Annotated in this window: 9 protein-coding genes; 6 read left to right on the top strand and 3 right to left on the bottom strand. The window is 57.5% G+C overall.

Annotated features, from left to right (window positions below; genetic code table 11):
* Positions 1-527 precede the first annotated feature (527 nt).
* The 6 genes from EI291_RS00130 to EI291_RS00105 all read left to right on the top strand — a co-directional run bounded on the left by EI291_RS00130 (position 528) and on the right by EI291_RS00105 (position 23642).
* Positions 528-7499: a T9SS type A sorting domain-containing protein gene (locus tag EI291_RS00130; RefSeq protein ID WP_125417244.1), complete on the top strand. Its 6972-nt coding sequence runs from the start codon at positions 528-530 to the stop codon at positions 7497-7499.
* A 576-nt stretch (positions 7500-8075) separates the two neighbouring features.
* Entirely contained in the window at positions 8076-15266 is a 7191-nt protein-coding gene (locus tag EI291_RS00125) for a T9SS type A sorting domain-containing protein (RefSeq protein ID WP_170172435.1), read from the top strand.
* Positions 15267-15488: 222 nt separating this feature from the next.
* Positions 15489-19565 carry a beta strand repeat-containing protein gene (locus EI291_RS00120; protein ID WP_125417242.1) on the top strand — a complete coding sequence of 1359 codons (4077 nt, stop codon included), beginning with the start codon at positions 15489-15491 and terminating at the stop codon, positions 19563-19565.
* 146 nt (positions 19566-19711) lie between these two features.
* Entirely contained in the window at positions 19712-20668 is a 957-nt protein-coding gene (locus EI291_RS00115; protein WP_125417241.1) for an NAD(P)/FAD-dependent oxidoreductase, read from the top strand.
* Positions 20669-20773: 105 nt separating this feature from the next.
* The gene (locus EI291_RS00110; protein WP_125417240.1) at positions 20774-23284 is read left to right on the top strand and encodes a DUF5686 and carboxypeptidase-like regulatory domain-containing protein; all 2511 of its coding nucleotides are present in this window, start codon (positions 20774-20776) and stop codon (positions 23282-23284) included.
* Between the two features lie 82 nt (positions 23285-23366).
* On the top strand, positions 23367-23642 hold the full coding sequence (locus EI291_RS00105) for a hypothetical protein (protein WP_125417239.1): 276 nt from the start codon (positions 23367-23369) through the stop codon (positions 23640-23642).
* An 87-nt stretch (positions 23643-23729) separates the two neighbouring features.
* Here the strand turns inward: EI291_RS00105 and EI291_RS00100 are convergent, their stop codons facing one another.
* The 3 genes from EI291_RS00100 to EI291_RS00090 all read right to left on the bottom strand — a co-directional run bounded on the left by EI291_RS00100 (position 23730) and on the right by EI291_RS00090 (position 25922).
* Positions 23730-24542: a cyclase family protein gene (locus tag EI291_RS00100; protein ID WP_317127635.1), complete on the bottom strand. Its 813-nt coding sequence runs from the start codon at positions 24540-24542 to the stop codon at positions 23730-23732.
* 142 nt (positions 24543-24684) lie between these two features.
* Entirely contained in the window at positions 24685-25329 is a 645-nt protein-coding gene (locus EI291_RS00095; RefSeq protein ID WP_125417238.1) for an alpha/beta hydrolase, read from the bottom strand.
* Positions 25330-25433: 104 nt separating this feature from the next.
* The gene (locus EI291_RS00090; protein ID WP_125417237.1) at positions 25434-25922 is read right to left on the bottom strand and encodes a hypothetical protein; all 489 of its coding nucleotides are present in this window, start codon (positions 25920-25922) and stop codon (positions 25434-25436) included.
* Positions 25923-25925: the final 3 nt, after the last annotated feature.

Below are 25925 nucleotides of genomic sequence, written 5' to 3'. Positions count from 1 at the left end.
GCCCATGAGCCGTCTTCCGAAAGGAAGGCGGCTCATTTTTTTTCAGGAACTACTCTTTTCACTACAGGCAATCAGAGGCCCCCGGGCTGGCGTTTAGAATGCTGATTGAGTAGTAGGACAAAATTTTTCTCTTTTCCTGTTCTGGGAAAATACAGCCTAACAGATGCGTGTCTGCTGGTTCACATACCTTACTCAAGCCTCTGTCGAAACTCAATTATTTCTCTGTCAGACAGCAATAGATTTATAACGAAACGCATACTACCCTATGCTTTCAAAAGCATTCCCAAATTGATAAAAAAAGGACCATTTTCCCAATTAAAGAATGCATGTATTTCATTATTAGATGGTTGAACTAAAGCCCCTGATCCTTGCGTAGGTTCACACAGCGTTAGGTGTTTTTTGTCGGAAACGTAGTTCAAACAGAGCTGACTTCAGGTATTTCTCACCGCGTGAAAATTCGGCTCACCGTGACTGTTCAAGGCACGACAGCTAACGAAAGTGCTTTTTCAACCTACTCTATATACTTCATGAAGAAAGCTTTACGTCTCTGGACCTCACTGCTATTGGCAGCTGGTCTGGTATCACCCGACGTGCAGGCTCAACGGGTAGTGCCATCCTCGTCGCTACCAGCGGTAATGCCTAGCATCAGCGACCTGCAGCCCCCGACTTTCCGGCAATTGCGACCGGAAATCATTCCGGTTCAAGCCGTTACCACCAAGGTATTGGACAGCAAGGATGCCGGTCGGCCCAATGCCGCCCCTACTGTAGCCAACCAGACGGTTACTATTGGGGGCACTACCGGTCTGTATTACATTATCAACCTGAACGTTACTAACAACGGCGGCTTTCCTATCACCGCCTACCGGTTCTTTTCGGTGCCGTCGGCTACGGTGGCCGAGCTGTATGTATATAACTCATCCAGCGGTGCCATTAAGCAAATCACAGTTGCGCCGGATGAAGAGTTGCTGGCGGATTACAATCAGGTCCTGATTCGCCCGACGGCCAATGCGACGGGCACTACCTCGTTTTTGTGGCGCGCCCGCAACAGCAATGGGGAGCTATCCTCTTCGTCGGCCACCTTTACCATCAACGTGGAGCAGACGCCAGTAGCGGCCGCGCTGATTTCTCAGATTGTACCGGCCGGCGCCCCGGCCACTACCCTTACGGAGCCGCTGTCGGTGGAGCCCGGCAGCATTGCCGCCACCGATTACGTTATTCTGAGTCTGCCGACTGCTGCCCAGGGCGTACTGGCCCTGAATGGTACCGCCATAACGGTTGGACAAGTGGTTCCTGCCGCACAGGCCGCGCAGCTGACTTTCGATCCGGCGGCGGGCTTTTTTGGTACAGTGGTGTTCAACTACCGCGCGCGCAATGCCAACGGCACCAGTGGTAGCAGCGCCAGCTACGGAATTCCCGTAGCCAAGGCTACCTGCGGCCAGGCCAGCACCCTCAACTTCGCCAACCAGCCCGATGGTCAGAACTTCCAGACTACCCAATCGGTGCTGGTGGAAGGGGTGACGATTACGGCCAGCAATTACACGGCCCCCAGCGGCCAGACAACGTTGCAGGTAGAAGACAACCAGGCCCTGCCTGGCAAGTCTCTGCTGTGGTCGACTGACTACACGTCATCGTCTAATACGGCGTCTTCCATCGACTTATCCTTCAGCCGGCCCCTGGATAACTTCTCCATTGCCCTGGCGGATATTGACCAGGTGAATAACACCTGGCGCGACCAGGTGCAATTGGATGGCTACACAGCCAGCGGACAGATTATTACCCTTTCCTCTGCAGATGTGGCCCTGGCCCCGAACGGCTCCAATAACTTTTCAGCCACGAACCTGATTACGGGCCAGGGCAACTCCAACAACTTCGGGCCCAACAGCAACGTGGTAGTAACATTTCCGCAGGCTATTGTACGCCTGCGCCTTACGTACCGCAACACAGAGCCCGTGGCGGACCCTGGCGGACAGGTTATCGGCATTAACTCCCTCTCGTGGTGCTCGGTGGTGGATGTGTACACCCGCTTTACGGCCGGCCCGGTGGCCGCCAACGTTGGCAACACCGTCAGTTACACGGTGGAGTACGGCAACAACGGCCCCGACGCGGCTCAGCAGGTAACTCGCACAGTGACTCTACCAGCTGGTGCTACCAATGTCACGATTCCATTGGGCGCTAACTACGATGCGGCGACCCGCACCATCGACTTCGGCACGGCCGCTTCGGTGGCCAGTGGCAGCCCTTCGTCGTTCACGTTCAGCTTTACGGTGCCTTCGGCTACCGGTGCTTACACGCTGACGGCTAACACCAGCACGCCCGGCAACGAGAATGGGGCTACAGCCAACAACACGGCCACCCGCAACCTCACGGTAAGTGACTGTAACCAGGTAAGCACGCTGGATTATACCTCCGCCACAACGGGTAGCCGCAAAACCGGCACCGAGACGCTGGGCGGCACCAGCTACACCTACAGCTACGCCCAGAATACAGTCGCTGATGTATTCAGTGTCGGCACGGATGGCAATTTATCGGGGCAGAGTTTGGTATGGCAGCTAACCACCAATACAGCAACCCGCACGGCCACGGCCACGCTATTGTTTAGCCGGCCGGTTGACAACCTCACACTGGCGCTACAGGACATTGATACCGGCACGCAACTCACGGAAGCGGTGCAGTTCAATGGATATACCACCACCACCGCCGGGACGGCAGCCAGCTTGTCGACGGCTAATTTCACGTTAGGCTCTTCGGTTTCATTTACTTCCGCCAATACGGTGCAGGGCACAGCAGCCGTAGCGGCCGGCTCACCCAACGGCACCGCTACGGTTCGGTTTACTACCCCGGTCCGGCGGCTGGAAATCGTGTTTTCCAATACGAATGCCCTTTTCACCGCATCCCGTACGGCTACCATCGGTATCAACAGCCTGAGCTTCTGCGCCCAGGCCGACCTGGCAACTACGGTTACTCCGCAGACCACGCCCATTACGGCCGGTACTCAGGGCCGGTTCGACGTGGTGTTCACCAACAATGGCCCCGATGCCTCCAACAACGTGGTGCGCCAGGTGCAGCTGCCGGCCGGTCTTACGGGCGTGACGGCCTCTAACGGGGGCACGTACAATGCCACTACCGGTGTGGTAACCTACACCTCTCTGGCCTCACTGGCCAATGGGGCTTCGCAGAACTCGACTATCACCTTTACTGCGCCGGCTAATGCTACCTCGGTTACGGCGGCAGCCGTTATCAGTGGAGATGCCAGTGAAGGGGGCAATACGGCCAATAACTCGGCCAGCGGCACGGTGGTGGTAAACCCCGTAGCCGACGTAACGACCGTCATCAATGGTCCGACCAGCCTGTTGGCAGGGCAGCCCTCTGGTACGTACACGGTGTCGTTCAGCAACACTGGCCTGAGCAGTGCCAGCACGGTAGCCCAAACGGTTACGCTGCCCGCCGGAGCTACCAACGTGGTTATTCCGAACGGGGCAACCTACAACGCCACTACCCGGGTTATTGACTTCGGAACGGCGGCTACCCTGGCGGCCAGTACTGCCAACGCGTATCAGTTCAGCTTTACGGCACCTACTACCCCCGGCGCTGCTACGCTGCGCAGCACCACCAGCACCACCACCGGCCAGGGAGCCAACACCGCCCCCGACCAGTTTACTCTGGCGCTGGATGTGCAGGCTGTAGCCGATGTGGCCGTAACCCTGACCACGGCAGCCAGCCCAATTAATGCGGGTACGCAGGGACAGTTTACCGCTACATTCACCAATAACGGCCCCAACACGGCTACCAGCGTAATCCGCCAGGTGCAGCTGCCGGCCGGCCTCACAGGCGTGTCGTTGCCGGATGGCGGCTCCTACGATGCCGCTACCGGCCTCGTAACTTTCCCCACGCTCCCCACCCTGGCCAGCGGTACCTCGAACAGCTTCCAGATTCTGTTTACGGCTCCAACGACGGGCAGCGGCGTAACGGCTACGGCCAGTATTTCCACGCCCGATGTGGAGCTGGGCCAGACGGCCAACAACACGGCTTCGGCTACCATTGCCCTTACGCCGGTATTTGATCTGGTGACGCGCATCACCGGTCCGACTACCACGGTAGCGGGTACGCTGACTACTTTCAGCGTTATCACTCAGAACAACGGGCCGTCGGTGGCGGCGGGCGCTACGCAAACGGTGCAGCTGCCCACGAACCTCACGGGCGTGTACGTAAGCAATAATGGCACTTACGACAGCGGCAGTGGGGTGGTAACTTTCCCGGCTATTGCTACCCTGACCAGCGGTGCCAGCCAGAATAATACCATCAGCTTCCTGGCACCGGCTACCGGCTTCACGGCCACGGCCAGCGTAACCCCCACTGTCGGCGACTCCAACCCGGGCAATAACTCGGCTACGGCAGCGGCTACCGCCGTTACGGCAGCCCCGGCCACCAGTGCCAACTTGTTTACCACCATTACTTCATCGGCGGCCTCGGTGGCCCCGGGCGGGCCGGTAACCTATACCATCACGCAGGGCAACGACGGACTGAATCCGGCTATCAATGTGGTAACTGCCGTTTCGTTGCCAGCCGGTCTGACGGGCGTAACGGTTTCGGGCGGGGGCACTTACAACAGCGCAACCGGCGTGGTAACCTTCCCGGCCATCGGCACTCAGAACGCGGGCAGTAGCACTTCCTACACAGTAACGGTGAATGCGCCGGCGGCCGGTAACCTACTGGCCGGGGCCAGTGTGGCCTCGGGCACGCCGGACCCTATGCCTGCCAACAACATCTCCACGACCAACGTGCGGATAGCCCCTGTGACGGACGTAGCAACCACGCTTACCGGCCCGGCGGCTGCTACTGCCGGCCAGGCGGTTACCTACACCGTTACTACCGCCAATGTCGGCAACACCGCCGCCGTCAGCGTGCAGCAAACGGTACAGATTCCGGCGGGCCTGACGGGCGTGATGGTATCGGGTGGTGGCACTTACAACAGCGTAACCGGAGTAGTTACCTTCCCTACTATTGCCTCACAGTTGCCCGGCGCTTCGCTTACCAATACTATTACGTACACTGCACCGGCCGGCGGCCCACTGAGCAACGTGGCGTCGGTGGCTACGGCAACGGCCGAGGCGGTTACCGCCAACAACCGCTCGGCGGCAACCACTTCTGTAACTCCGGTAGCCGATCTGGCCGTGAGCCTGACGGGTCCCGGTACCGTGGTAGCCGGCAACCCGGTGGTGTATTCGGTTACGACCACCAACAACGGCACATCGGTAGCACAAAATGCCGTTACCACGGTGCAGCTGCCTACGGGCCTGACGGGCGTGACGGTATCGGGCGGGGGCTCGTACAGCAGTGTTACCGGCCTGGTGACCTTCCCCACCATTGCCTCGCAGCCGGCGGGCTCCGTAACCAATACCATCAGCTTCACGGCCCCGACCACTACGCAACTGCTGGTAGCGGCTAACACAGCAGCTGATAATGAGGAAGTAACGACCAACAACTCTGCTACGGCTACCACTACGATTACGGCTCCTACGGCCCAGACGGTGGATGTGGTAACCACGGTTTCGGCCAATACCATTACCCGTACGCCCGGTCAGCCGGTTGTCTTCACCGTAACCGCTACCAACAGCGCCGGCAGCGCCACAGCAGCTACCAATGTGCAGCCGGTACTATACCTGCCCGCCGGCCTGACGGGGATAGTATTGCCCACAGGCGCTACGTACAACAGCACTACCGGCGTAGTAACTCTCCCAACAAGTGCTACACTGGCTGCGGGGGGCGCCGCCACGTACACCGTCACGGTGAATGCGCCAGCCAGTGGCTCGTTCACGGCTCTGGCTTTTACCAGCGCCGACCAGACGGAAACCGATACCGCTAACAACTCGGCCTCCAGCACCATTACGGTAACTCCGCAGGCCGATGTGATAACCACTGTGACTGGTCCCGTCAGCATCAGCCCCGGCGCTTCGGCTACGTACAACGTGGTGACGCTCAACAACGGCCCGTCGGCGGCGGCGGGCGTACAGCAGACCGTGCAACTGCCCGGCGGCCTGAGTAATGTTGTTGTATCAGGTGGTGGCACCTATAACATCGGCTCTGGATTGGTGACCTTCCCGGCCATTGGCGCACTGCAACCGGGCTCGGCCAATGCGGTAACCAATACCATCAGCTTCACGGCCCCGACTACGGCTTTTGCGGCTATTGGTACGGTTACCACTACCACTGCCGAAACCAACAGCGGCAACAATAGCTCTACCCAGAACACGGCCATGACCAACCAGCCTCCCACGGCCGTTGCGGTGGTTAATGCCCAGCGTACTCCCGTGGGCAACTCGGCTGGTGCAATACCGCTGTCGGCGCTGCAGGGCCGGGATGCCGATGGCACGGTTTCGTCCTTCACCATCACCAGCCTGCCCACTGCGGCTCAGGGTGTGTTGTATTACGCTGGCAACCCGGTAACAATAGGCCAGACTATTCCGGCCGCTGATGCCGCCCTGCTCTCATTCGACCCGGCCGCTGGCTACGTAGGCAACGTGTTCTTCACTTTCACGGCTACTGATAATGGCAATGTCACTTCCACGGCCGCGCTGTACACGGTTCCGGTTGGGCAAGACATTAACTCGGTGTACACCAACTCGCCGGTAAAAGGCGGCACGGTGGCTACCTCTTACCAGAACAACGACCCCATTGCCTTAGTATTCGACGTGAATGGTGGCAAATACAGCTCCGATGGCTCCGTAGCGGCCAACGGCCTGGCCACTGCGGCTACCAATGCGGCGGGCACTACCCAGCTCAGCACGCTGGGCCTGCAGCTGGACGCCGTAACCGGTCTGATTTCGGTGCAGGACCGCACCAAGCTCAAAGCCGGAACCTACACCATTCAGGTAACGACTACCGATGTGTACGGCGGCACCAACACCCAGCCGGTTACCTTCACCATTGGCATGGCACCGCTACCCGTTACCCTGGTCAGCTTCACGGTGAAAGCCGTAGCTGCCGATGCCCAGCTGAGCTGGCGTACGGCGCAAGAGGTAAACAACGACCATTTTGTGGTAGAGCGCAGCCTCAATGGCCAGGAGTTTGAAGCCGTTCAGCAGGTGAAAGGCCAGGGTACTACCTCCACGGCTACCGCTTACACCTTCACTGATGCTGGCATAGGCCGCAAAGCCTCTGGCACTGTGTACTACCGTCTGCGCCAAGTAGATGCGGATGGCACCTTTAGCCTGAGCACCGTGCAAACGGTAGCATTTGCCAGCACAGTCCGCGCGGAGGTGAACGTGTACCCCAATCCGGCTACGAATCAGACTGACACGTTCCTGGACCTGACCGAGCTACCGACCGGCCAGTATACCGTAACTATTACTGACATGGCGGGCCGCACTGTACGTTCAGTTGCCGGTGCGGGTGGTACCCGGCAGAACCTGGAAGTAGTTGATCTGCCGCAAGGCACCTATTTAGTGCAGGTGCAGGGTCAGGGCCAGAGCTTTACCAAGCGCCTGACGAAAGCGGAGTAATAGGGAATTATTTTGAAAATAACACCAACGCCCGGCTTCTTGTGAAAGAAGCCGGGCGTTGGTGTTATGCGTTCATTGGCATACTGAGAACCTGAACCTGGCACCTCATTAAACCATTCAAACAACTCACTTTTAACATAATACACCAAAACCACACTGTTAAATTTCAACAATCATATTTTCATAACATCACGAGTAAATCCAACGAAACAGAAAATCCCGTAACCTATTTCATTCAGAGCATACTAGCTGATAATGAATCTCTTCCCAAGATGTTAGTCAATCGATTTTCACAATCAAAAACCCACAGTTTACCTACACAATAGGTCAGTTCAGCGAGATTAAAAAGACCCGCGCAGTGTCCAGTCTAGCTTTGTAGCAAGTGATAATCTCCAGGTATAGTATTCACACTCTTCGCATTCACCATACTTTTTTTCAATGAGAACATGCTTACGATTAGCCATTTCGCTACTAGCTTGGATTGGCTTGGGCAGCTCGGCTGGCTGGGCACAGCTTGTGCATCCTTATCCGGATGCTGTTGATGGCTCCGTGTGGCAGCCCTCTTATCAGGCTATCATGCCGCCTTTTACAAAGCCGACTACCAAGCAGCCGGCTGCGCTGCGCCCGCTGGCTAACCCGGTAGTGACGGACATTACGTCGACTACGGTAGTACCCAACACGGCGACGAATACGAATTTAAGTCCCGGCCTATCCGGAACAGATTCCGATGGTGATTTATCGGGCTTTCGTCTCGTTACGTTGCCTCCAGCGGCCCAAGGCACTCTGCAGATTGCCAACGCCCAGCTGAGTGGCTATATCAATGCGGCGATTAATACAAACTATTCGACGGCTCAGGCTCAGTTTCTGCGGTTTGCGGCCGCTACCACTGCCACGCTTGGCACTACCTCCTTCACGTTCCGGGCGTATGACGCGGCCAACAATCTGTCGGGTACGGCTACGTACCGGTTTCAGGTGGGTGGTCCCGTTACCGCAGATGTCGTGAACGATGTCATTTCCAGCGGCGCAGCGGCTACTATACTAGCCCCCTCACTTGCAGGCACAGACAATAATGGGACCATTACGGGCTATGTAATCAACTCCATTCCCAATACCGCCACCCAGGGTACCCTGGCCCTAAACGGCAGCCCGGTGAGCGTGAATCAGGTAATTCCCGTCGCTCAGATTGGGAACCTCTCTTTTGACCCGGTAGCCACGGTATTCGGATCGGTAGTTTTCACATATTCTGCCCAAGATGCCACCAGCACGGATATTTCGCCCAATACGTATTCCATTCCGGTTGCCAAAAGCACCTGCACGGACGGTAACTCGGTAAACTTCCGGGCCCAGACCACCGGTGAGGACTGGAAAATCAGCCGCAGCCTGACGGCTGCCGGTACCACTATCACCTCAGGTTTTACCTCTTCGGTAGCCGCCACCGAGTCGTCGCTTTCGGTAGTGAATGCCTTTGGGGGAAAGGCCCTGAACCTGACCACGGACTACACCACCAACGCCAGTACGACGAACAACGTGGTGCTGACGTTTACACTCAGTCGGACAGTAAAAGGCTTCACGTTTGCCATCAATGATATTGATAAACTGGCGGGCACAACCAACGGCTCAGGCTGGACGGACATTGTGAAGGTGGAGGGTTATCAGGCCAACAACACTATTTACACGCTGACTGCCGCCGATATTGACCTGGCCGACAACGGCGTGAACACCTACGCAGCTGGCACCAATGAAATTACCGGCATCGGTAATAGCACTGGTCTACTCAGTAACGTGGTCATTACGTTTCCGGTAGCTATTAATAAGGTAGTTATTACTTACCGCAACGGGCAAACCACCCAGCCAGACCCCGGCGGACAGATTATCGGGTTCAACTCGTTTGGCTGGTGCGCTGAAGCTGATGTGGCTACCTCTATTACGCCTCCGGCCACGCTGCAGGCCGGGCAAGTATCGGGTAACTACACGGTGACGTATGCCAACAACGGCCCCGACGCGGCTAACACGGCTACCCGCGTAGTTACTATTCCGGCTAATACGGCGTCGGCCGTTACCTCGGGCAGTGGCACTGTAACCGGCAGCCAGACTACCGGCTGGACCATTACTTACCCAGGCGGCTCATTCGCTTCCGGCAATTCAGTTAGCTACACCTTTACGGTTACTCCGCTGCCGGTTGCCAGCATTACCGCTACTACTACCACCACTACCAGCACTGACCAAGGTGCCGATACAGGGGTTAATACGGCCAGCACAACTACAGCCGTTACGCCGGTAGCCGATATTGCTACTACCCTGAGCACCTCTCAGACGGCCGTAGCGCCCGGCACTTCCATTACGTACACGGCGCAGGTTACCAACAACGGCCCGTCGACGGCTACTGCTGTGGTGCCCACGGTACAACTGCTGAGCGGCCTCAACCTGACGGCCACGAACCTGCCCGACGGTGGCAGCTATAATAATGACAACGGTCTGGTAACTTTCCCCAGCACAACGGTAAATAGCGGCGCAGCTCCTACTTTCCGCATTGTCTTCCCGGCTCCGAACTATAATACTACCATTACAGGTAAAGCCAGCAGCACAGCTTCTACTACTGATCTTACTGCTACTAACAACAACGGTAGCTTGGCTAATGCCAACGTAACGACGGTGGTAACGCTGCCCACTAATGGCTGCGCCGGTGCACAGTATGGCCCAACCCGCAGCAGCGGACTGTACGCTGAGTATTTCAGCGGGTACTTCAATGATAATCTGGCGTTTCTGGACGGCAAAACGGCTGGCCTGGCCCGCTACGATGCTACGCTGAACTTCCCGGCTAACTCCAGCTGGGGCAACCTGACGCCCACGGCGGGCGGCTCGGCCAGCAACCCGGAAGCGTTTACGGCCCGCTACCGCGGCAGCCTTAATATTGCTACTGCCGGCTCCTACACGTTCTATCTGAACTCCGATGATGCCGCCTACCTGTGGCTGGATGGGGCAGCCCTGGCTCCTACTACGGCCAATGCGACCATCAACAACGGTGGACTGCACGTGGCACAGGAACGCACGGTTACCCTCACTTTGTCGGCAGGTGTGCACAACCTGCTGGTCATTTATGGGGAAAATGCCGGTCAGAACGTCCTGACGCTGGAATATGCCAGCGCCGGTGCCGGTGTATCTCGTCAGATTGTACCGAACTCCGTGTTGTGCGCCAGCGCTTCGCAGCCGCCGGTTGCCAGCAACATCACCAACACGCCAGCCATTCCGGATAACAACGGCCCCACGGCAATTGCCGCCCTGAGTGCTACTGACCCCGATGGCCAGATTGACAGCTATACCATCGTAACGCTGCCCTCGGCTTCGGCGGGGGTGCTGTACCTGCTTTCCGGCTCCACTCTGACGGCCGTAACGGCTGGTCAGGTAATTCCGGCCGCCAGCGCCGGCAACCTGCGCTTCGACCCGGTTTCCGGCTTTGGTACTAACGGCGGTGCGGCGGCCAGCTTTACGTACTTGGCTACTGATAACAGCGGCACTACCTCCAACACGGCCACTTACAACCTGACAGTGGCTAACTCTCCGGTTGCGGTAAACGATCAGAGCTTCACGGCACCTAACACGGCCGTATCCTTCAACGTGGCCACCAACGACACGGGCCCAAAGGATGCAGCTACCGTTGACCTCGACCCCAACACAGCCGGTATTCAGACTACGAAAACCGTAGCGGGTCAGGGCACTTTCACGGTAGATAACACTGGTTTGGTAACCTTCACGCCGGTAAACGGCTTCACGGGCACCGCCGTTATTCCGTATACCATCAATGGTACGTCGGGGGCGGTATCCAACCAGGCCAACATTGCGGTAACAGTCCGGGCGTTGGCCGATGTTGCTACTACCATCAGCACCAGCGCCAGCACGGTTACGGCGGGTCAGTCGGTTACCTTCACCGTAACAACTACCAACGTCAACACCGCAGGTAACACCCCGGCTACGGGCGTAACACAAACCCTTCAGCTGCCGGCTGGTCTGGGTACGGTTGCTTTCTCCAACGGCGGCTCGTACAATAACACGACCGGTCTGGTGACGCTGCTAAGCAACGGTACGCTTGCACTGGGCGCCTCCAACTCCTACGGCATTACGTTTACGGCTCCGGCCAGTGGCCCCATCGTGGGTACTGCCCAGGTGACTACTGCCAGCAACGAAACGGTACTGACGAACAATCTGATATCGGCTTCCGTGGCTGTGACGCCCACTTACGACCTGACCACCCGCATCAGCGGCCCGGCCACGGTTGTTACGGGTCAGCCGGTAACCTTCAGTGTTACGTCGCTGAACCTGGGTACGGGCCTGGCAACGGGCGTGGCCCAGACGGTGACGCTGCCCCGCAACCTCACCAACGTCTATGTGTCTGACAACGGCACGTATGATGCCGCCAACGGCCTTGTTACGTTCCCGACGCTGGCCACCCTGCCGAACGGGCAGAATGTGAACCACGTTATCAGCTTCGTAGCTCCGGCCGCCGGCACTGTTTCGGCCGTTGCCAACATTTCCGGCACCGGCAACGAAACGCCCACGACCAACAACCAGGCTACGGCCTCGCTGACGGTAAACGCCGCCGGCACGACCAACCAGGCCAACCTGTTCTCGACCATCACCGCGTCAACGGCCTCGCCGGCTCCGGGTGATGTGTACACCTACACGGTTACGTATGGTAACAATGGTCCTTCATCGGCCACCAATACCAGCCTGCGCATCCTGCTGGCTCCGGGCCTGACGGTTACGGGTCTGCCCTCGGGCTACTCGTACAACGCAACTACCGGTGAAGTTACTCCGGCTGCCGTAACGGCCACCATGGCCAGCGGTTTCTCCTCGAGCTTTACGTTCAACGTTACGGCTCCGGCTGCCGGCACGGTACTGGCAACGTCGGCCATTGCCGGCACCACCATCGACCCGGTACCCGGCAACAACCAGACAGAAGTTTCGGTGACGGTAACGCCGCGCACCGACCTGCTGACCACGGTATCGGGCCCGACCACGGCTGTGGCAAACCAGCTGGTAACCTATAATGCAACGGTTGCTAATAATGGTGCAGCTGCCGCTGCCGGTACTACTCAGGTGGTGCGCATTCCGGCCTACCTGGGCACGGCCAACGTAACCATTACGGGCGGAGGCACTTACAACAATGCGACTGGCGAGGTTACTTTCGACCTGGGTACGGTAAACGCCGGCACGCAGGTGCAGAACACCATCAGCTTCAGCATGCCGACCGAAGCACAGATCAGCGTGATGTCGTCGGTAGCTACTGGTACGCCGGAAACAAACGTAGCCAACAATACGGCTACCGTTACCACTACCAGCCAGCGCTCCTCGGATGTGCAGGTATTCCTGGCATCTCCTGCCAGCCCCATTGTAGTGGGTATGCCAGTGGTGTACTCGGTTACAACGGCGAACAATGGTGAATCACCAGCGGCCTCGGTTACTACCACAGTACAACTCCCCACGGGCCTGTCGGGTGTAACGGTTTCGGGTGGCGGTACCTACGACGCGGCTACCGGTGTGGTAACTTTCGCAACCCGCACCGAAGTACCCGCTGGTCCTAATGGCACTGTTACCAACACCATCAGCTTCCAGGCTCCGGAGGCAAAACGCCTGACGGTAACCGCAGTGGCCAACGTCTCGGGCGCAACGAACGACCTGAACCTGGGCAACAACGTGGTACAGTCGAACGTCGTCGTGAACCAGCCGACCACGGCTACCAGCGACTTGGCCGTAACCATCAGCTCCGATGCCAGCACGTACACGGCGGGTTCGCCCATCACGTACACGGTAATCGTAACCAACAACGGTACGGCTACGGCCACGGATGTGCGGACGCGCGTAGCTCTGCCTGGCGACCTGACCGGTTTCACGGGCCCGGCCGGTGCTTCCTACAGCACCAATTCCGGTGTGGTTCTTGTAACGTCGAACACGGCTAACGTTTCATTGGCCAGCGGTTCATCGCTCACCTACACCTTCAGCGTGAATGCGCCCGGTGCCGGTCCGGTACTGGCAGTTGCCAGCACGTCATCGGATAACACGGACAACGTGCCGGCCAACAACATCAACCAGAACAGTGTGGCCATCACCACGCTGGCCGATGTACAGACGGTACTTGATGGCGTGGGCACGGCAGCAGCCGGCAGCACGGTTTCCTACACGGTAATTACCCGCAACAACGGTACCTCGCCAGCCAGCAACGTACAGCAGACGGTACAACTGCCCACGGGCCTAACGGGCGTGGTAGTATCGGGTGGTGGTACCTACGACAGCAACTCGGGCGTAGTCACCTTCCCCACCATCACCACCCTGAACTCAGGTACTGCGCAGGCGGTTACCAACACCATCAGCTTTACCTTCCCTACGGCTTCGTACCGCCTAGTAGCCAACGTAAGCACGACCACGGCAGAAGGCGGCGTAACGGCCAACAACACGGACCCCTTCACGACGAACATCGCCAACCAGGCCCCTGTGGCCCGGAACGTAGTGAACAGCGTAACGGCTCCCGATGGTAACAGTGCCACGGTTGCTCAGCCTATATCCACGCTGGCCGCGACGGATGCAGACGGCACTATTAGGTCATTCACGCTGACTAACCTGCCAAACACCACTACTCAGGGTACCCTGTACGTGAACGGCGTAGCGGCTATGGAAGGTCAGGTTGTGCTGCTGGCGGATGCTTCCAAGCTGTCCTTTAAGCCGGTTAGCTCGTTCATCGGCAACGCCTTCTTCGACTACACGGCTACTGATAACGATAACGCCGTATCCAGCAACACGGCGGTATACACTATTCCAGTAGCATCGGATAATGGCTCGGTGTATGCTAAAACGCCGACGAAAGGCGGCAGCAACCAATACCAGAACAACGATGTGCTGGCGTATGTAGTGGATCCTAACGGAGCTGTGTACAGCAGCACGGGCACTATTTACGATGCCACTACCGGTGCGCTGGCAAATGCTTCGGTGGCCAATGGCCTGCCCACCACGGGCACCAATGCCACTATTTCACCGGCCGACCAGAACACGCTCAGCGCAGTAGGGCTGGCCCTGAATCCGGCGACCGGTCAGGTGTACGTGGCCAACCGCCTGCTCCTCAAGCAAGGCTCGTACACGGTCAGCATCACGACTACCGACATCTACGGCGGTGTTACAACCCAGAGCGTAACCATTCCGATTGGTGCCAGTCCGCTACCCGTAACACTGGTGAGCTTTACCGCTCAGGCCTCGGGACAGAATGCCAAACTAAGCTGGACCACAACTCAGGAAGTCAACAACGACCACTTCGTGCTGGAGCGCAGCTTCGACGGCCAGTCGTTTGAGATGCTCCAGCAGGTGAAAGGCCAGGGCACTACGTCGGCCACCACCCGCTATAGCGAAGTGGATGCCCAGGTGGCCGCCAAAGCCCAGGGCCGGGTAGTGTACTACCGCCTGCGCCAGGTGGACACCGACGGCACCCAGGCCCTGAGCGCCGTGCAGACGGTGAGCTTCACGACGACGGCCCGCATGAGCGTGGAGGTATACCCCAACCCGGCTTCCGGCACGCAGGATGCGCGTCTGGACCTGTCGGGAATTGCGGCCGGCACCTACCAGGTGACGATTACGGACATGGCCGGCCGTCTGGTACGTACCCTGCAGGCTGAAGGGGGAGCCACCCACTCTCTCGACGTGCAGGGCCTGCCCCAAGGCAATTACGTGGTACGAGTAGAAGGCAACGGTCAATCAGTCATTCGACGACTGACGAAGGTTGAGTAGTCAACGTAGAGCCAAAGATAAAAGCCCGGTGTTCCAAATTAGGAGCACCGGGCTTTTTTGTATGATTCAGCTACTTGATATAAACATGGCTACTAACTTGTTGAATACATCTTTTTACCCTACGAATGACATGCACTGACTTCGTGAAGTATGTACCTTTGGGTGCCTTTTTTCCACTTGTTGGGAAAAAGTTCAAAATGACACTCACTTCTGTTCATCTGTATGCCTAAAACTTTACGCATCCTCGCGTTTCTGCTCGCATGGATACTGCTTCCAATGCAATTGGTCGCCCAGAATGAAGGAACTGCCTTCTCATGTGATGGTACCTTTTACCAGATCCGACAGGTTGGCACTACTTCGAGTTTGTTCCGTGTAAACCGCTCGGCCGCCACATACACCACAACTGCCATCAACGTAACAAACAACGGCACGAGCAATAACTTAGGCGTGCTACTTAATGGCTTGGCTTACAACCCGCAGGATGGCTACTTGTATGCGCTAAGCACAACTGGTACTTCTGGTACGCTTCCTAGTAGCATTCAATTGTATAAAATTGGCCAGGGAGGTATTAGGAACTTAGGTACTGTTACTGGTATGCCGAATATTCAGGTAGCTTCAGGTACCATTGACAAGAACGGTAACTACTACGTTTCTAGTCAGAATTCAACCGGCACAGCTGACTATAACATTTACCGTTTCAACCTAGCAGCTACTGGTACGGCTCAGCTAGCGGCTACAGCTTTACGATTGTACAATGCTGGCAACACAGCTACCGTCAACCTAACTTTTTACGACCTTGCTCTTAACCCAACTGACAACCTGTTGTATGCGGTTTTTCAGAATGGTACGCTGTGGAGAGTAGATGCTGTTTCTACCGCAGGTCGGGCTCTTGTAAATCCTATCAAGGCCACAGCTACCAATGCCGACCCTGTGGGCACGTCCTTTTTCGACGTTGCTGGTAACCTGTTTGTATACACTAATGGGACTGTAGGCACTGCCAACTCCGGTGGATTTTATCAAGTGAACCTAACCAACGGTGCATATACACTGATCAGCAATATTGACCCGGCCAGCGTAAGCGACGGGGCTAGTTGCATCAACCCCGACCAGCGGATTGATGTGGTGAAGGAGGTTACTAACATCTCGCGAGTAAATGCTACTACGTTTGATGTAGCATTTGCCATACGGGTAAAAAATACCAGCACTGCTACGGATGCTAACGTACAGATTAATGATTTTCTGTGGAGTGGCACTGCCAACACTGTACGAGCAAACACCACCTTTTCGTCCGTAACGAATCAGTCGATTAACTCGCTTACTTTTCAGGCTGCGCCGGTTATCACTGCTGACCCTACTAACTCAAACCCGGTATTCAACTTAGCCATTAACCCTAGCTATACCGGAGTTGGAGGAGCCGCCGGTACAGTTACTGGTGCACTGCTCACGGGGACTCAATCCCTCACGGCTGGCCAGGCTGCCACCATTACCTTTACAGTTCGCGTAAATTACAGCGCTGCTGGTAATATTCCGGCCGGGGTTACCAATACGGCATACGCCTCCAGCACCACTACTGCCAATAGCACAGGTTACGCCCAAAATACCGCTGGCTTCATCTCTGCCCCAGGCCAATTGGTTGCTACCGACCGTTCAACGGATGGTCCATCTTTGCCAACCGTCGCAAATGATGATACTCCTACCCCTACGCCTATCTATTTTTCACCTTCCATCTCCGGGACGGTATTTGAAGACATTAACTACGGTGGTGGCGTAGGCCGTACGCAAATCGCTAGTGGTGGTATTGGTGTAGAAGGTGTACGAGTGGAACTGTATAGCAACACAGGTGCTTTCCTCACGTTCACAACGACGGACGCAGCTGGCAATTACGCTTTCAGTACTACCAATGGTACTACTGCGCTCAACGCAAACACCCAGTATCAAGTACGAGTAGTGAATTCAACTGTAGGCAGCAACCGCCCCGGCTATACTGCCGCTGCTGGTCTGGCAGGCGTTCAAACCTACATTTATGGCGCTACTACTCAAAACCAGATTGGTGGGGCTAACCCACTACGGGTTGACGTTCAAGCTAATAATGGCACAGTAAATGGTACGAACGGTCAAAGCATTACGCAGCTTCGTGCAACTAACGCCTTGGGAGGAGAAATTCAGTCTCTTGTCACTGTTCGTACTCCTGCCAGTAACAATTCAACTTCACCAGCTTTACTAGGTGTTGACTTTGGCTTCAACTTCAGCACAGTTGTTAATACCAACGATACCGGAGCAGGTTCCCTGCGGCAATTCATTCTGAACAGCAACACGCTGACTAATGAGAACTTGTCGCAGAAGAGTTCAGTATCCGGTGTGACTCTCTTAGATGGGTATGAGTATGCCATTTTCATGATGAATGATGGTACTACTAATAACAACGGTCTACGCGGGGGTATTGCCAATGCACCAAGCGGGTACAATGCAGCAACTGGTTTTACATTTACTCCTGCCACCGCGTTGCCCAATATCACCGACGAATCCATGGCAATTGATGGTACACTGCAGGCGGCTCTGACCGGCAACAAAGTAGCGGCTTCCACAACTGTTGGTGGTGAAACAACTGGACCAGAGGTAACCATCAACTTCAATTCGCTCAAAGGCTTGTATGTAACGGGTGCAAGCTCGCGCATTGCTTCGGTGAATCTAACGGGCGCACGTGGCTCGGTAACAACCACCGGAACTCCGACTTTCTCTGATGGAGCCGGCGTAACAATTGACGGGGCTGCCGCCGCCGGTACTGTTGTGACTGATATAACAGCACTTAATAATGCTTCTGGTGGTATCCGCCTGCAAGGTGGTGCCACTGATGTAATAGTGAGCAACAATGTGCTGCGAAGCAATGTCACCACTACCAACGGGACGACTATCTACGATGCCGCTGGTATTAGCTTAGTTGGAGCTTCCAATAACACGATTAGTGGTAATACGCTGAGCAGTAATAGAGGCTTCGGCATGGTGCTAACGAATACTGACAACACCGGCAACACAGTCAGCAATAACACAATCATCAGCAACGGTAGTGGTGCCAGCTCCGATGATGCTGGTATTAGTATTCAGAATGGTTCTGGTAATACGTTCAGCAGCAACACTGTTAACAACAATACTGGCGATGGTATTGTAGCTGCAAGTGGGTCCAGCACCAACTTGTTTACCCAAAATAGCTTCTCCACGAACGGAGACCTGGGCATTGACCTTTCAGCACCTGCCGCCAACGCTAACGGCGACGGAGCGTCGCCCAATGCTTCTGGTAAGACGACGACCAGCGGTGCGAACGGCCTGCTTAACTTCCCTATTATTACTCAGGCGACTGTCAATAATACCACAAACGGTAATTTAATCCTGAGTGGGTATGCTCCCGCGGGTAGTACAATCGAACTGTTTGTGGCAGACCGTACTACAGCAGCTTTTGGCCAAGGGAAGACATTCATCACTTCCTTGATGGAAGGAGGAACGATGAATAGCGTGGCGGATGCAGATGCCAAGACCAGTTCCTACAGCAATATGACGGTAAGTGGACTGAATCAGGGTAGCGAAACCAATGCCAGCCGCTTCTACTTTACCATCCCATTTGCCAACCTTTCCCCAACACAACGTGCTGCTCTCACCGGCACTGATATTCGCCTCACGGCCACGGCTACATTGAACAGCACCACATCAGAGTTTTCTGGTAACATTGTGGTTCAACAGAACCGTCCCCTACCCGTCACGCTCACCAGCTTCACGGCGCAGGCAACCGGTCAGTATGTTGTGCTGAAGTGGGCTACGGCGCAGGAGGTGAACAACGACCACTTTGTAGTGGAGCGCAGCTTCAATGGCCAGTCGTTTGAGCCGGTGCAGCAGGTGAAAGGCCAGGGCACCAAATCAACAGGTACGGCTTACGCCGTAACCGACGCCAAAGTGGCTACCAAGGCCACTCGTGGCACAGCGTACTACCGCCTGCGCCAGGTAGATACGGATGGCACCGAAGCACTGAGCACCGTGCAAACGGTAAGCTTCTCGGCTACTGCAGCTGTGGCCAACGTGTATCCCAGCCCTGCTACCAGCCAGCAGGATGCCCGCCTAGACCTGACGGCTGCCGCTCCCGGCACCTACCAGGTATTGGTAACGGACCTGATGGGCCGGACCATCCGGACCTTCCAACAGGCCGGCGGCACCGAGCAGCCGCTGCGCGTTTCGTCGCTACCGGCTGGTATCTATATCATTCAGGTAACGGGTAACGGTCAGGCCTTCAACCAACGCCTGGTGATGGAATAGTAACCTTTTACATTACGCCAACTGAATCTGAACGGCCCCTTCTCCTCCGGGAGAAGGGGCCGTTTGTTTTGCGCCTGTTGCCTAGATGCCCTAACCCGTTGCAGCCTTTCGTGGTATAGACTCCTCTGACCTAACCTCCCCTCCTGATGAATCCTGTTCGCCACCGCGTACCCAGCCGCCCCCTTACTGATGTTGACGTTGCTATTGTAGGAGCCGGCGCGGCCGGCCTGAGCGCGGCGCTGGTGCTGGGGCGGTGTCTGCGCCAGGTATTGGTGCTGGATGGCGGCCCACCCCGCAATGCCCCCTCCCCCGCTGTGCAGGGGTTCCTGACGCGCGACGGCACCAAGCCCGCCGAGCTGCTGCGCCTGGGTCGGGAACAGCTGCTGCCTTATGATTCCGTGGAATTTGCGGCAGGCAGAGTTACCGGCATCCGGGAACTGACCGGGTATTTTCAGTTGACCGTAGAGGCAGAAACCGGCCATACCCGTATGTTTACCGCCCGTAAGGTATTGCTGGCTACCGGCGTAGAGGACGAATTGCCCCCCATTGATGGCATGCGCGACTTATGGGGACGTGGCGTACTGCATTGCCCGTACTGTCATGGCTGGGAAGTGCGCAACCAGCCCCTGGCTGTGTACGGGCGGGCCAAATTGGTTACCGGACTGGCTCTTCTGGTCAGCCGCTGGAGCCCCGATGTGGTGGCCTGCGTGGAAGACCCCGCCTACCTCACGGCCAACGCCCGCCGACGCCTGCGGCGGCAGAAAATTCAGGTGCGGGAAGAGCCCGTAATCCGTCTGGAAGGCACCAAAGCCGGTGAACTGCGGCACATTGTGTTTGAATCGGGTGAGAAGCTGGCCCGCACGGCCGTATTCATTCATGCTCACCAGCACCAACGCACCACCCTGGCTGAGCAGCTGGGCTGCCGCCGCAACAGCAAAGGCGCGGTGTGGGTGGATAAAAAACAGCAGACATCCGTACCTGGCCTCTATGCTGCCGGCGACACCACGCCCGGCACCCAGCAAGCCTTGCTGGCGGCGGCCGAGGGCAGCGCGGCGGCTATCAACATCAACGAAACCCTCACCCGCGAAGAATGCCCGAAGTAAGCGCAACCGGCTAGTAGCCGCGGGCCCGTTCGGTTTTCCGGTTCCCGCTCGGTATCTTACTGCAGATAGTTTGCCCTACTGCGCCCCATTCCGATTGTTCCCGCTATGCGCCCATTTTACCCGCTGCTGTTGCTGCTTCTGCTCGTCGGCGTTCCGGCAGCCCGGGCCCAGCGCATCGTGTTCAGCGGGCGGGTAACTGAAGCGGGCACTGGTAAGCCGGTTCCGTTTGCCTCCATCTTTGTACGGGGCACCAGCCAGGGCGCTACCGCCGACGAGGCCGGCCGCTACCAGCTAACCGTACCAGAGCCGGTAGATACCCTGGCGGCATCGGCAATTGGCTTTGCCACCCAAAAAAAGCGGGTAACGGGTACGGCCGGTCCGCAAACCGTCAACTTCACGCTGGGCAGCGGCTCCGTGTCGTTGGGCGAGGTAGTGGTACGGCCCCGTGAGAATCCCGCGTACCGCATTCTGCGGCGGGTGCAGCAGCAGAAGCCCCGCAACGATAAGCGCACCCTCACGGCCTTCGAGTTCGACAGCTACAGCCGCACCGAAGTGGCCCTCAACAACCTGCCCGATGTGGTGAGCCGGCGCAAAGCCCTGCGCCAGCTTACGCAGGTGGCCGACAGCCTAGGTATTGCCCGCGACGCCAACGGCAAGGCCGTTGTACCCATTTTCGCCTCCGAGGTGCTCTCCCACTTCTACCAGCTTAACGACCCGCTGCGCAAGCGGGAGGAAGTGCAGCGCAATCAGATGCGCGGCGCCACGCCCCGGGAGGGCTCGGTGGTGTCGCAGATTATGGGCTCATCGTTTCAGGATTGGGACTTTTACCGCAACTGGCAGCAGTTGTTGGGAAAGGACTTTATTTCACCCATTGCCGACGGCTGGAAGTTCACCTATGAGTATGAGTTGCAGGACTCCGTGCTGGTAGGCTCCGACTTCTGCTACCGCATTGGGGTGCAGCCCCGCCGCCCCCAGGATCTGGCCTTCGTGGGCACCATCTGGATTACCACCGACACGTACGCGCTGAAACAGCTGGACCTTGCGGTTAGCCCGGAGGCCAACCTCAACTTTATTGAGCAGGTGCGGGTACGGCAGGAAATGGCCCCAACCCCGGCCGGCCAATGGCTGCCCCGCCAGACGCGCGTGGTTATCGGCATCAAGCCCACCAAAGGCAGTACCGGCATCCTGGCCCGGCTCACTATCATCAACTCCAACTTTCAGGCGAATCAGCCCAAGCCGCTGCCGTTCTACGACCGTCCCCTGGAGACGGCGGCCGATGCGTTTGAGGTACCCAAGGGCTTTTTCGAGCAGCACCGCCCCGATACGCTGAGCCAGCAGGAGAAGGCCACGATGCTGGTGCTGGATACCGTGCGTCAGCTGCCGGCCGTGCGCTCCGTGCTGGAGCTGGCCGATATTGCCGTGAACGGCTACTACCGCACGGGCAAGGTGGACCTGGGGCCGCTGCTGGCCACCTATAGCTTCAACAACATTGAGGGGCACCGTCTGCGGGCCGGCTTCCGGACTATCCCCGAGTGGAGCCGCGACTGGCTGCTGCGCACGTATCTGGCCTATGGCACCCGCGACGGGCGCTTCAAATATGGCCTGCGCGTGCAGCGGGTACTGGACCGCCGCCACTGGACGGTAACCAACTTCGAGCACCGCCACGACCTGGACCAGGTGGCCCTACTGGACAACGACTACGCCCTCGACAATCCGCTGTTTGAAGCCTCGGCCCGCCTGGGCAACATCAGTGGCAGCCGCCCCCTGATGCGTGACCTGACCACCCTCAGCCTGCAGTCGGACCTGTTCCGGGGCTTCACGCAGCGGGTGATACTGCGGCACCAGCAGTTCCGGCCGCTGTACCCGTTTGCTTACTACACCCGCGAGTTTGAGCCCGGTGCCCCCACAAATGACCAGTTTGATCTGTCGGAAATTGTGGTGGAATCACGCTATGCCCGCGACGAGGTGCTGGTGCAGAACAACCAGAACCGCCGCACCGCCATCGGCCTGAAGCGCTGGCCGGTGTTTACGGTGCGTTACACGTTGGGGGTAGATAAGGTGCTCAGCTCCGATTTCCGCTACCATAAGCTCAACCTGCTCATCGACCAGAGCCTGCGCCTGGGCCAGCTGGGCCGCCTCGATTACCGCCTCGACGCGGGCTACATTCCGAGCACGGTGCCCTACCCAGTGCTTAAAACCCACCTGGGTAACCAGTCGCCATTTTACAATGCCGGGGCCTTCAACCTGATGCGCTACTTTGAGTTTGTGAGTGACCGGTATGTGGCCTTGCGGGTTGAAAACCAGTTTGATGGATTCCTGCTCAACTCCCTGCCCGCCATCAAGCAGCTCAACTGGCGCCTGGTAGCCACCAGCAATGTGTTGTGGGGCGGCGTTAGCCAGGCCAACCGCCGTATTATCCCCCAGGAAGACCCCGTGAATGGGGGACCATTACCCGCCTTCCGCAGCCTAGGCCGGCTGCCGTACGCTGAAATTGGCTACGGCGTAGAGAACATTCTGCGGGTGGCGCGCGTTGATTTCCTGCACCGCCTCACGTATCGAAACTCGCCCGGGGCCCGTACCTTTGGGGTGAAAGTGAGTCTGCAATTCAAACTCTAGAACTGATTTAAGCGCCTGAAGCTGACAACTTTTCGCGCCTGCCGGGAATCATCCCAGCAGTTTTTTTGTAGAACAGCCCATCATGCCCAAATACGAAGTTGCCAACCTGACGCTGGCGGAAGCTACCCGCCACGCTCCTTTTGTTGATTATGCCCGTTGTGTAGATGCCGGCCAACGCCCCTACAACCATGTGGGCGACTGGCCCGAGGAAGGCCGCCTGTATCCCGTGCGCGTGGTAGACTCGCGCACTGAGGGCATGCCCCTGGTGCACGTGCTGGGTTTTGAAGGCGAAGCCCCCTACTACAACGCCTACGGCCCGCACCGCTTTGAAATGCTCCTGACCGTGTGGCTGAACTAGCCAATACACGGCCCTGGAGCCGCAGCAAAAAGCCGTTGATACGTTGCTGTATCAACGGCTTTTTTTGTGGGAGCGGTACGCCACCCTCTAGGCCTGCCGGAGTGCGTAGAGTATCGGTTTGCTGGGGCTGGCATCCAGCTCCAGACTGGTTACCTGCAGGTTCAGCAGATACAGCCCGTCTTCTACTTCATCGGGCACAAAAATCAGCTCCGTAATAGTGGCCCCCTGACGAGTAGCCTGGGGATATTGCCAGAACGCGTGATGGGCCAGCAGCTGCCCGCCGTCCTCTTCCCGGTCCACACTGGGCAGATCAAGCAGCAGGTGCTCTATGTGATTATCAGCCAGATACTCTGCCAACGCAGGCTCCAGGTACGTGGGGTTGGTGCCGGAATAGTGCCGGGTGCGCTTGGCGCGGTGGTTAGGCAGGGTGCGCAGTATCACCGCCTCGGGCCGTATGGCTGCCTCGGAGCCGCCGTCCAGTTCCCGGCGCACATCATTCAGCAGCACCACCTCGTCGCCGTTGGGCTGGGGGCGGGCCTGCACCGATACCAACCGGGCCACAAACAGAAACCGCCGCAGGCAGCGGTTCAGGGTGGCTGTGGGCTCCGCCGAAATATGGCCGTAGCACTCCGTATGCGTACCGTTGCCGTGGGGCGTGAGATGCACCCGCTGGTAGTTGGTGCTACCGCCTAAGGCCACACTTCCCACAAAGCTGCCCACCCGAATCACCTCGAACTGCACCGGCTCGGCCCAGAAGCAGTTCACCTGCTGCTCGCCGGGAGCTAAGGGCAGTGAAATATCCAGCGGCGCAGCCGGGTCGAAGGAAAATGTGCGGCCCTGGTATGGATAGGTGGCGAGCATGTTGGTGAGGTGGTAGGTGGTAAGGTAAAAGAACGTCATTCCGAGCGAAGCCGAGGAATCTCGCGTGCTGACGTTGTAGAAGTAATCCTGACGTCAGCACGCGAGATTCCTCGGCTTCGCTCGGAATGACGTTTTCGTAGCCTGCTGATTAATACCTGCATACTAAGTCTGGCAGGTCGTTTTACTTCTCATCAGCAAGCTTATTCAGAATCCGGCTGATTTCCTCAGCGTGACTGAGCACCATGAAGTGGCCGCCGCCGGGAATGAGGTACTCCACGGGCGTGGGGCCGGGCGGAAATACCCGGTCATGGGTACCCAGAATCTGAATGCTGCGGCCCACGTTGGTACTGTCCCAGTGCAGCAGGCTGGCCACAGCCCAGCGGGTGTACTTCGGTTCCATATCCCGCAGAATCTGCTTAAACAACCGGTATTCCGGCCCATTCCGCACCCCGAAGTACCATTGCCCGGCCCGGGGGAACAGCTTCAGCCACTGCGGCGGAAACACGCGGTACAGCCGTGAAACCCGCACCAGCCGCAGCAGCGGAGGCAGGCAGCTGGCATCCGGAATACTACTGATGAGCACCGTCCGCAGGCCCGGCCGCACCCGGCTGATTTCCAAGGCTACCACGCCCCCAAACGATACTCCTACCAGAAACCCGGTGGCCTCCGCCGGAATGGCTGCGGCCATACGGGCCGCATAGTGTGGCAACTGCTCGTTAGGTTCCGGAGTGAGCCAGGGAAGCAGGCAGGTTTCGCCGTGCAGCAACGGCTGCAGCCGCTGAAATACCCGCTCATCGGCCCCCAAACCCGGAATCAGGTAGAACATAGTGTGTGCATGATAACTTGTGAAAGTTGAGTTATGGGCCTTTACAGCCGCTGATATAGTACAGTTGACTTATAACTCAACGCTCATAATTCATCACTCCGGCCTCACGGCTCGATGCGCAGGAACACGTCTTCCAGGTAGAAGATGTTGTGCGGCTGGCCGGATTCATAGTCCTCCGCTTCCTCACTGTCAGCGTTCATGCTGATATCGAACGTGTCATCCTCTTCTGCATCCTCTTCATCCTCAAACAAATCGGCGGGGTAGGTGCAGGAGAGTTTGAGCGCCACGTTGGGCAGCGCCACGGGCGGATTGGCCTCGTTGTTATATTCCAGCAGGCAGGGCCAGTCGCGCACGGTAGCCAAAGCATCGGCCACATCCTCCTGCAGCGCTTCGGCCCGGCTACCGGCCAGGCGCAACAGCAGATCCAGTTGCTGAAACGGCAGCCCCAGATGAAAAAAGTGGGCTTCCTGGTCGAAATAGGTCGTCGCCCAGATGGTTACGTCGTCGGAATTGTCGAATACAATGGCCGTAATCCGGACCTGTTCTATAAAGAAATCCGTATCGTCGGCCAGGGCATCAATCAGTCGTCTCATACT

It is taken from the genome of Hymenobacter rigui, from assembly GCF_003944715.1.
Taxonomy (GTDB): Bacteria; Bacteroidota; Bacteroidia; order Cytophagales; family Hymenobacteraceae; genus Hymenobacter; species Hymenobacter rigui.
The sequence above is the reverse complement of the archived record's forward strand: the minus strand, read 5'-3'. Positions and strand labels throughout refer to the sequence as shown.